The following is a 7436-nucleotide window of genomic DNA, read 5'->3' on the forward strand; positions in this document are numbered from 1 at the left end:
ACGAGTTCTTCCTGTCGATGAAGCGCAAGTAACACGGGCGGTACGCAAGAGCCGGCCACCCTGATCTGGAGCCGACGGCCCGTCGGGCAGTCGAAACTCGGCCAGATGCGCCGGTCGCCCGCCCAGCACCGGAGACCCGCCAGGGCGGCGCTTGCGGCAGGCCGAGGTCTTCGATCGGGGCGCAGATACCCGACGACGGGCACCGCGTCGGCCACCGTACCGACCGGCGACGCCCGGCTTGACCGGCTCGACCGGCTCGACCGCCTGGACCCGCCTCGCCCGGCCCGACCGGCTCGCCGGGCTCGCCCGGCGGCCCGTCCTACAGCTCGTCGCCGAACGCCTCCGCCAGCTCGCGCCATGAGGCCCTGGGCAGTCCGGCGCCGCCCTCGTCGGCGGTGAGCACCTGGAGCGCCACGTGGTCGGCGCCCGCGTCGAGGTACTCCCTGGTCCGGCCCCTCACGTGCTCGGCGTCGCCCAGCGCGAAGAGGGCGTCGAGGAGGCGGACGCTTCCGCCGTCCTCGAAGTCGCTCTCCGCGAAGCCCAGACGGAGCAGGTTGGCGGTGTAGTTGGGCAGCTGGAGGTACATCTCCAGCATGTTCCGCGCTGTGGTGCGCGCCCGGTCGAGGTCGGTGTCGACCACGACGGTCAGCTCGGGGGCGAGCAGGGCGTCGGGGCCGAGCGCCTCGCGGGCCTCGGCCGTGTGCTCGGTGGTGACGAGATACGGGTGCGCGCCCAGCGCCCGGTCGGCCGCGAGCTTCAGCATCTTCGGGCCGAGCGCCGCCAGGACCCGCTCCCCGGGCTCCACGGACGGGGTCGCCGCGTCGAGCGCGTCGAGGTAGCCGACCATCGCGCTGTACGGCTTGGCGTACTGCGGCACCATCGGGCCGTGGCTGACGCCCAGACCGAGGACGAAGCGCCCGCGCGCGGACGTCTCGAGGGCGGCGACCCGCGCCGCCACCTCCTCGGCGGTGTGGCTCCAGATGTTCAGGATGCCGGTGGCCACCCTGGCCGTGCGGGTGGCGGCGACGACGGCCGCCGCGTCGTCGGGTGAGGGGCTGCCGCCGATCCAGAGGGTGCCGTACCCCAGCTCTTCGAGTTCGGCGACCGCCTCCGTGATCGCCTTCCTGCCCGCGTCGTCCGTCCGCGACGCGTGCAGCGCGCTGCTCCAGATGCCGACCCGTCCGAATGCCTCGTGCGTCTGAGAAGTCATGGTGTGATCAACCGAGGTCCGGGCCCGGTATTCCCGGCGGCGCGACCCGCTCACCCGTACGGCGCACGGCGGCGGGGAGCACGGGGAGCGGGTCGCGGACGGCGTCAGGAGGAGGCGGCCTCGGCCTGCGGGCGCTCCACCCCGATCACCTTGCGGTAGACGCGGGCCCCGTCGCCGTAGTCGTCCACGGCGTAGTGCCAGGTCGCCCGGTTGTCCCACAGGACGAAGTCGCCGGGGCTCCAGCCGAAGCGGATGGTGTAGTCGGGCGACGAGGCGTGCCGGAGAAGGTGGTCCAGGAGCGCCTTGCCCTCCTGCGGCGTGACGCCGGTGAGTCCGAGCGCCGAGGTGCTGATGAAGAGCCCCTTGCGCCCGGTGACGGGGTGTTCGAGGACGACCGGGTGTTCCACGGTCTCCGCGACGGCGGTCCGCTTCTTCCCCTGGGCGTAGTTCCGCGGGTCGGCGTCGTAGGTGGCGCTCACCGAGGCGAGCAGCGCCTTGAAGGGCTCCGACAGATCGTCGTACGCGGCCTGGAGATCGGCCCACAGGGTGTGCCCGCCCAGCTCGGGCACCTCCTGGTAGGTGAGCGACTCGACGGCGAAGACGGGGCTGCGCCACAGCCCGCCGATGTGCCAGGTGCTCGCCTTGCCCGTCTGCCGGACGTTGTACGGGTAGACCAGCGGGTTGGCGGTGTCCTTGACGGCGGTGGGGTGGTCGAACGGCTCCGCGAAGACACGTACGGCCTCGACATGCTGATCGGGGGTCAGGTGCTGGTCGCGGAACACCAGCACCTTGTGCTCCTGGAAGGCCTGGCGCAGCTGGTCGGCGGTGGCCTCGTCGACGGGCTGCGTGAGGTCGACGCCGATCACCTCGGCGCCGATCCTCGGTCCGGCCCGGCGTATCTCGTGCGTGGTGGTGACGGTGGTCATGCCCATCTCTCCCTGTGCTCGCGGCTGTTGTCGTACGGGGCGGAGTCGGGCTCGTCAACAGAGGGAGGCGCACGTGCGCGCCAGGTCCACGTGCAGTCTGCGGTACAGGGCGGGGAGGGTCACCCGTCCACGGTAGGCGGGGCCCCGGGTTCCGGACAGGCGCCCGGCGTTGCACTCGCGTGAACAAACCGGCCGCCCCTCCCCCCCCGTGCGGCGGGAGAGGGGCGGCGGATGGGTCCGTCGGCGGGTGGGGTCAGGGGGCGGTGCCCCAGGCGAGGGTGGAGCCGACGTAGACGCCGATCGCCGGGGCGTCGGCATAGGCGGTGTTGGTGGCGCGGCTGTAGTCGTCGGCCTCGTCGAAGGAGGACCAGTCGCTCTTGTTGACGCGCAGCTGGATCTCCCCGGTTGAGGCGCCCGCCGCCAGGGTGCCGCTGCCGAAGCCGGCCTCCAGGTAGTGGCTGGCGCCGGGGGCCGGCGCGCTCGCCGGGTGGACCCCGTGCGTCACGCTGCCGCAGCCCAGCACCGCGTAGTCGCAGGCGGTGGAGAAGGTGCTCGCCCCGGCCTCGGGGGTGAACCAGTAGCGGACCGTCACCGTGGACAGGTCCACCGCGCTCGCCCCGGTGTTGACCACCTGGAGGGACATCCGGATCTGGTTGTCGGTCGGGGAGGCGTCGGTGTTCCGGTACTGGACCTTGAGGGCGCCCGTTCCCGTGCCACCGCCCGCTTCCGTGGTGACCGGAAGGGCTGCCGACGCCGCCGATACGTTGCCCGCCGCGTCCTTGGCCCTGACCGAGTAGCTGTAGGCGGTCGACGCGCTCAGGCCGGTGTCGGTGAAGGTCGTCGAAGTGGTGGAACCCACGACCGCGCCGCCGCGGAGGACGTCGTACCCGGTGACCGCCCTGTCGTCCGTGGACGCCGTCCAGGTCAGGGTGACGCTGCCGCTGGACTTGGCCGTCACCTGCAGGCCCGTGGGCGCGGTCGGCGCCTGGGTGTCCTCCTCGCCGCCGTTGCCGCCGCCCAGCGGCGGGTTGGCGTTGCGGAGCAGCTCCTGGAACTGGCTGGAGAACCAGTGTCCGGCGACCGGGGAGTCGGGCAGGGCGCCCGTGAGGTTGAAGCCGTTGCGGCCGTTGCCGGTGTACGTGGGGTCGCACATCCGGTCGAAGCCCTTGCCCTCGTCGTTGTCGATGGGCTCACTGCTGCCGTCGGACTCGCCCGGCGGCTTGGCCCACACGTAGGCGTCGATCCCGGGCTCGGGGGCGGTCGTCGGGCGCTCGCCGACGCCGGCGCCGCTCTGGTTGCACCAGTTGCCGGCGTGGATACGGCGGTCGGTGCGGCTGCCGTCGACATAGGCGTCGACGCTGGTCAAAGGCCCAGGGCCGGAGGGCCGGGACGGTCCGCCCCAGCCGTTGCGGGCGGTGTCGATGAGCATGCCGATGTCGGAGGCGAACCCCTGGCGGACCAGCTCGGTGCGCAGGTCCTGGGCGAACGAGAGCTCGTCCACGTAGTAGTTCCAGTCGACCCAGGAGGACTGGCGCACCGTGGTCCCGTTGACGGAGTCGGTCACCTTGAAGTGCGGTTCCTTGAGCGCCGAGTAGTTCGCCGTGTTCACGATGAAGCCGTGCACATCGGAGACGGAGGCGCCTTCGACCGTGGCGGCCTTCTTGAACTGCTCCGCCGCGGGGACGAAGTTGGAGTCCCAGCCGAGCCAGCCGTGGTGGGCCGCGTCGACGTAGTTGTAGATGTTGGGGAGGGCGCCGAGCGTGTGGAGGGCGTACCCGATGCCCTTCTCGTAGTTCCCGTTCGCCTTCATCGTCGCGCACTCCGGCGTCGAACCGTCCGTGCCGCCCGCGTTGGTGACCAGGTTGGGCAGCGAGTCGGGTTCGATGAGGGTGACGATGCGCAGGTTCGCGTAGGCGGGGTCGCCGAGGATGTCGGCGATCGGGTCGATGTACTCGCTCTTGTAGCGGCCGAGTTCGGTGGGGCCGAGTTCACCGTTGGAGGCGAGTGCGGCGCAGTCGCGGCCCGGGAGGTTGTAGATGACGACCTGGAAGAGGTCGGCTCCCTGGCTCACCGCCGTGTCGAGGTGCTCACGCAGGCCTCGGGCGCCGGGCGTGCCGCCGATCGCGGCGATGCGGTCCATCCAGACGAACGACGGCTCGTCCGCGATGACGCTGCCGCCCGGTTCGGCGGCGGCCTTGGCGGACCAGTCGGGGTTCACGTAGGCGGTGGCGCCGACGTAGGGGTTGTCGACGCGGTCGGCGGCCGAAGCCTGACCGGGTAAGGCGATCGCCAGGGACGCGCCCAGGACCAGGGCGGACAGTGCGGCGACCGCTCGCCTGCGCGGTGCGTGCGGGGTGGTGCCTCTGCTTCTCATTGCGGCTCCGTGCTCCTCTCGTACGTCCGCCACGGCATGCCGGCGGACGGGTTCAGGGGTACGTGGTGCTCAGGAGGTGAGGCGTGCGAGGTGGTGCGGGACTGACTGTGGGAGCGCTCCCAAGGTGGCGCGACAGCCGGTACATGTCAAGCAGTCCGACGCAATCACCTTGCGGACAAGGAGTTCCGGAGGTGATGGAAGCGCTCCCATCACGGGGACAGGTGCACCGCCAGGTATTCCGCCGGGGCGGGTCCGGGCCGGAGTGGCCGGAGGGTGGGCCGGGGCGGCCGGTCCACCCTCCGGCGGGGCTCACTGGAGCCGGCGGATGTCGCCCCGGACCCGGTAGAAGCCACCGGCCGCCGCGTGCAGGGCGTCCACCACGTACCGCGCGCCGGGCTGCCGTATCGCACGGGGGAACTGGACGTTCCAGGAGGTGTCGTAGCCCCCGGACACCACGTGCACGCGCAGGCGGCCGCCGGCGTCCTGGACGCACTCGACGACGACCGACCCGGCGGGGGCGTGGGCCACGGTGGTGACCGCGGCCGCGGCCGTGGCGGGGGCGTAGGTCGGCAGCGCCGCGGCCAGCTTGACGTCACGGGGCGCCGGCACCGTGCCCTGCTGGGCCGCGGTGACGGCCGGCTCGCTCGCGTCCACGCAGACCAGCGAACCGTCGGTCGTCACCAGGTACAGCCGCCCGTCGCGGTACTGCATCGACAGCGCCGACCCGCCGCCCGTACCGAGCTTCCACAGGCGCGTGCCGTCCTGGTCGAAGCAGTACACGGACGACGAGGCGTCACCCGCGAAGACGAACCGGCCGCCGGGCGAGGTGGCGCACGAGTAGACCGCGCTGTCGCAGGCGAACGTGGCCTCGATCGCTCCGGTGGCCTTCGACAGCCGCTGGACCACCCGGTGCGCCGTCCCGGCGTACACCGCGTCGTCCTCCTGCCAGCCGAACAGGACCCCGCCCCGGGTCGGCGTGTGCCACAACTCGCCGCCGCCGTCCGGCGCGTAGGCGGTGACGCCGCGGTGGTGGCCGTGGTAGACCGCCCGGTCGTCGGCGCGGACCATCCAGGCGTGCTCGCCCTGGCTGCGGCGCGCCCACTGGTGCTCGTCCTCGTGGTCGATGACGGTCAGCCGGCCGGCGCGGTCCGAGACGTTCAGCAGGCCCTCGTGGATGTCGAGCCAGAAGATGTCGACGTCGGCCGCGATGTCGTACGCCGCGAACGGCAGCTTGGAGGAGAGGTCGTAGACACGGCCGTCATCGCAGCCCGCGTAGATCCAGAAGTCGTCGGCGACCAGGCACTTCACCCCGTCCGGGAGGCTGAAGCGGGCGAGGATGCCGCCGTCGTGGTCCAGGGTGTAGACATCGCCCGCCTGGTTGCCCACCCAGCACCGCTCGTCGTCGACGTGGATGCCGAACGCCGAGGAGCCCGTACGGAAACGCCACAGCACGGGGGCCACGGCGCGCGCCGTGGAGGGGGCCGACGTCACCTGGCGGCGGGTCACCGACCGTGGTGCGCGCTGCCCGGGGACGGCCGGGGCGTAACCCTTGCGGACCTTCTCCCCCACCTTCTTCGCCGCGGCGGCCTGCGCCTTGGCGAGGGTGGCGAACGTCGACGTCTGGGTCTGCCCGGCGGCGCCGATCCGGCCGTAGCGCACCGTCACCACCAGGCCGTCGACGGTCACCTCGTAGAACTTGTGCGCACCGGCGCCTTCCTGTGACAGCTCCAGATACGTCGTCGACGCGGTGGACGCGGCAGACATGGCAGACCCCTCCCCAGGGCGGACCCGCGGCCGTTCCGGCGGGTCTCACTGCTCACACCGTAAAAGACACCACTGACAACGGCCGTCGCCGGCACCCCCGTACGGGAGCGGCGGCGACGGCCGTACGCGGATGCGGGGCGCCCGCCCGGCGGGCTACCAGTAGTGACGCCTTCCGCCCACCGCGCGGCCCGTCGCTCCCAGGACCCAGAACACCAGGCCGATGGCCGCGAGAACGATGCCGATGGTCCAGAGGATGGAGACGCCGGTCACCAGACCGATCACCAGCAGAATGACACCGAGGACAATCATGGAGCCCTCCAAACAATGCCGACTGTCTTCGAGTATGCGCCTCATAAAGGTTTTCCGTCGGCCGGCTCCGCGTGGGCGGAGGGAATGCGGGGTACTAGGCAGCGCGAACCGCACCCGAGGGAAAGCAAGGTGGTCGCGCATGTCCTCCTCCATCGTCGAGACCGTCGACATCAAGGCACCGGTCGCCGTCACCTGGGCGCTGTGGAGCGATGTCACCCAGTGGCCGAAGTTCCTGAGCCACGTGCAGCGGGTCGACCCGCTCGACGAGCGCCGTTTCGCCTGGCAGCTGTCGCTTCCTGGGGCGGACAAGGGGTTCGTCGCGGAGCTGACGGAGGTCGTGCCCGAGAACCGCATCGCCTGGCGGACGACCGAAGGGGTCCATCACGCCGGGGTGGTCACGTTCCACCGGCTGGACGACCGTTCCAGCCGGGTCGCGCTCCAGATCGAATACGACCCCCAGGGTTTTGTGGAACACCTCGGGGCTTTGACCAACCTCGATTCGGCGCTCGCCAACTACGACCTGGGTGAATTCCAGAAACTGGCCGAGCTGACAGCGGCCGGCGAAAGTCCCGAGATCCGCTGACCGCCGCCGCGCGTCCGCCGACCGGGCGCCCGGCCCCCGGGCCGCGCCCCACGGAAGATTCCAGGTGCGATCCGGCGCTCAGCGGGTACAAGACCCCATGACCCGAGTTCATGCAGGCGCCCCCCTCCTGCCTGCGTGAATCGCCGAGGCCCCACCGGTTCACCGACCGGTGGGGGCGCAGCTCTGTACGGCGGCCGCGCAGCCCCGCGTGCTGCGGGGGGGGCGGCCCCGCGGCCGCCCGCCCCGGGGGGGGCCCGGTGGGCCCCCCCC

At 71.8% G+C, this 7436-nt stretch carries 6 protein-coding genes; 1 reads left to right on the plus strand and 5 read right to left on the minus strand.

Going from position 1 to position 7436, the window contains the following annotated elements:
* Positions 1–319: 319 nt before the first annotated feature.
* From AB0917_RS32660 to AB0917_RS32680, 5 genes are all read right to left on the minus strand, one after another.
* Entirely contained in the window at positions 320–1210 is an 891-nt protein-coding gene (locus tag AB0917_RS32660; RefSeq protein ID WP_366823334.1) for an LLM class F420-dependent oxidoreductase, read from the minus strand.
* 104 nt (positions 1211–1314) lie between these two features.
* The gene (locus AB0917_RS32665; RefSeq protein WP_366823335.1) at positions 1315–2136 is read right to left on the minus strand and encodes a TauD/TfdA family dioxygenase; all 822 of its coding nucleotides are present in this window, start codon (positions 2134–2136) and stop codon (positions 1315–1317) included.
* Positions 2137–2389: 253 nt separating this feature from the next.
* Positions 2390–4510 (minus strand): glycoside hydrolase family 6 protein, encoded by a 2121-nt coding sequence (locus AB0917_RS32670; RefSeq protein WP_366823336.1) that lies wholly within the window; start codon positions 4508–4510, stop codon positions 2390–2392.
* A gap of 309 nt (positions 4511–4819) precedes the next feature.
* A complete protein-coding gene (locus AB0917_RS32675; RefSeq protein WP_366823337.1) occupies positions 4820–6274 on the minus strand; it encodes a WGR domain-containing protein in 1455 nt (484 codons plus the stop codon).
* A 153-nt stretch (positions 6275–6427) separates the two neighbouring features.
* Positions 6428–6583 (minus strand): DUF6131 family protein, encoded by a 156-nt coding sequence (locus AB0917_RS32680; protein WP_366823338.1) that lies wholly within the window; start codon positions 6581–6583, stop codon positions 6428–6430.
* Between the two features lie 139 nt (positions 6584–6722).
* Here AB0917_RS32680 and AB0917_RS32685 point away from each other — a divergent pair, with 139 nt between their 5' ends.
* Positions 6723–7166 (plus strand): SRPBCC family protein, encoded by a 444-nt coding sequence (locus AB0917_RS32685; protein WP_366823339.1) that lies wholly within the window; start codon positions 6723–6725, stop codon positions 7164–7166.
* Positions 7167–7436 lie beyond the last annotated feature (270 nt).

The organism is Streptomyces sp. NPDC007346 (assembly GCF_040703535.1).
In the GTDB taxonomy this organism is placed as follows: Bacteria; Actinomycetota; Actinomycetes; order Streptomycetales; family Streptomycetaceae; genus Streptomyces.